Below are 1,886 nucleotides of genomic sequence, written 5' to 3' on the forward strand. Positions count from 1 at the left end.
CCGAGATACGTGTAAAAATGGGTCATAGCCTGGATTTTATTTCCATAACATGACCCGTATATTTTTTATACAGGTATATTCTCTTCTATTGGCTGTGGAATGTTTTTTAAATCAATCACATAATCGCCAAAACGTTTTAGATGTTTCGTCATATATGGGCTTAACATCACTAGATCTTCTCGTGAGAATTGATAACCTTCTCTTTTGAGCTGCCACAAAATCATAGTTATATCAACAACATTTTGAAAAATGACTGCATTGGCAACGAGATCATTATACTTAATTCGTTTTTCTTGTTCTACTGGATCATTTTCAGTAATAATCCCATCCCCGCCAAAGAATAACCATTTTGAAAAACCATTATATGCTTCCACTTTATTCGTACTAGCTGTAATTTGCTCTCTTAATTTCATATCTGAAATATACCTAAGAAGAAATATCGTTCGAATGACTCTGCCTAGCTCTCGAAATGCTTGGTATAGTCGATTCTTTTTACTATTACTACTCAATTTTCTAAGAAGAGTTGAGGGTAGTATCTTTCCAGCTTTTATAGACAAAACAACTTGAAATAAATCTTGCCAAGGGGTCTCAATTAACTTCCAATCAATTACATCACTAAATAAAGGATCTATATGTTTATATTGAATATGCTTGTTTGGTCTAAAAAATTTTAAGTCTTTCCAATTCCGAATTCTAGGCATTAAATTGATTCCTAATAGATAAGAAAGTGCAAAGACGGGGGTAGACTGACCTTGTGTATCAGCATGAATCGTATCAGGTTGGATATCAGACTGGTTTTTAAGCAACCCATCAATAATATAAACAGCTTCCCAAACCCCGCAGGGGATAAAATGGCTAAATAAAGCAATATAATTATCCGAAACATGATGATAGGCTATTCCTCCATAGCCCCCATATCGGATGTGGTATTCTGACAGTAAGTTTTCTTCATATAAATCATATTTTGTTCCATCAGCGGCGGCTGTTTTCCCACTTCCCCATAGTTTTGGAAGGCTAAATAGGTTGTATTGATTTAAAATATCTTGAATTGAGGCATCTAATTTTTTGGCACTGATATGTCTACGGTTTACAAAAGAAATCATATGAGGTGTTACTATATTGCGCATATGTTTAGCAGTTTGGGCTGGCCCTAAATTACAACCATACCCAAATGAAGTAATAATATAACGTTCGATTGGATGCTCTAATTTAGGTTCAGATCCTGAAAAGGGGCCGAAATGTCTTGTACAATGCGTCCAGTGTTCAATATTACAAAGTATATCGAGAATCGTTCGTTCCGGTAGTCGTTGTATAATTTCTTTTTCTAAAATTTTACTACTCTTAGAAGACTCTTTTCGTACCATACGTTTCAGGATTGGTTCTCCATCTTCAGTTATGATAACTTGCCCATTATTAGGGTAGTTTAGGTCAACAGTTTTTGCGGCGGATGTTAGCCAACTTTTTAACCGATTAACAAAATCAGTAGGTGAGGAAGGTAATTTTAATTCATTACAATAATCTTCAACCATCGATTGGCATTCTTCCCATGGAAGTAATTGTTGTCTATAATCTGCATATTTCTCAGAACCTTTCACACTAAGGTCTCCCGTCTTTAATTCTGAGGCTAAATAAGAAAATATACAGATTTCAAGACGTTTACGGTAAAGTAAATCCGTACTTTTTTCAACGCGAATTGTATGTTTCCACTGTTCGCTGGCAAATGATAAATCAATATCGCTAGGTAGATGTTCAACCTTACGGTTTTCGTTCTCTAATAAAAATTTCAAAGCGTGTATGAGGGAATAATCTTGAGTTGTTGAGTCAATTTCTAGTAATGTAATGAGTCGAAATAATGTTTTTCTATGATTCTTATAGAATTTTTCTAA

The 1,886-nt window shown here is 34.5% G+C and carries 1 protein-coding gene; it reads right to left on the bottom strand.

The genetic code is table 11. The features are described from left to right. Positions 1-65 precede the first annotated feature (65 nt). Positions 66-1,886, bottom strand: a 1,821-nt coding sequence (locus V7038_RS28805) for a Tn3 family transposase (protein ID WP_335696039.1), incomplete at its 5' end; no start/stop codon positions are given.

Source organism: Bacillus sp. JJ783 (assembly GCF_036963225.1).
In the GTDB taxonomy this organism is placed as follows: domain Bacteria; phylum Bacillota; class Bacilli; order Bacillales; family Bacillaceae_G; genus Bacillus_A; species Bacillus_A cereus_U.